General features: G+C 75.0%; 1 protein-coding gene. It reads right to left on the bottom strand.

Annotated elements, in window-relative coordinates; translation table 11 throughout:
- On the bottom strand, positions 1-729 hold a 729-nt coding region (locus ABEB16_RS08445; RefSeq protein WP_345711816.1), incomplete at its 3' end, for a diacylglycerol/lipid kinase family protein.
- Positions 730-803 lie beyond the last annotated feature (74 nt).

Here is an 803-nt window from a genome sequence, read left to right as displayed (position 1 = left end):
GCTGCGGTGGCGGATGAGGAGGGTCTCGTACGCCCCGTCGGTGGTGGAGGAACCCTCGGCGAGGGTGGCGTACTTCGCCATCCGGTCGATGTTGGCGAAGACGAGGCTGTCGAGCGCGATCCGGTTCCCGTCGTGGGTGATGGTCAGCGGCCGGTAGCGCCAGAAGCTGCGCACCACCAGGAGGGCCTCGCGCACCGCGTCGAGGTCGTGCCGGTTGAGCTCGGCGGCGGCCACGGGGCTGATGCCGAGGCCGACGTAGGAGTGGGCGTAGCGCGGTTCGCGGCCGGCGACGCGGACCTCCAGCAGGTCCATCCGCGACACCTGCCCCGCCTCGATCGCGTCCACGAGGGGTCGGTGCTGCACGGCGCTGGCGTGGTCGTTGGCGTTGCCGGAGGCCAGCACCGCGCACACCCCGGCACCCGGGGTGCCGCGGCGGGCCCGCACCACGCCGTTGACGACCTCGTGGTAGCCGCCGTCGCCGCTGGCGGAGACCACGAGCGTGGCGGGGTGCTCGGTCACCGCCCGCTCGGCGATCTCCTCGGCGTGGCCGGCGTGCTGCGTGCCGGCCAGCTCCACGGCGAGGTCGCCGCGGCGCTCGGCGAGCTGGTCGCGCAGCTCGTGGGCGTTGCCGGGGGCGTCACCGGTGCTGTTGGGGTTGAAGACGACGACGACGCGGTCGAAGTGCTGCGCCTGCTGGTGCTCGGCCGGCTGCGCGGGTGCGCGGGTCACGACGGGTCCTCCCGGTGGTGCGTCGGCGGGTGCTCCACCGGGCAGGAGCCTGCCACGCGCCGCCCGCCGCGGCC

This window comes from Kineococcus glutinatus (assembly GCF_039542765.1).
Classification (GTDB): Bacteria; Actinomycetota; Actinomycetes; order Actinomycetales; family Kineococcaceae; genus Kineococcus_A; species Kineococcus_A glutinatus.
This window is presented reverse-complemented; position numbering and strand designations above follow the sequence as displayed.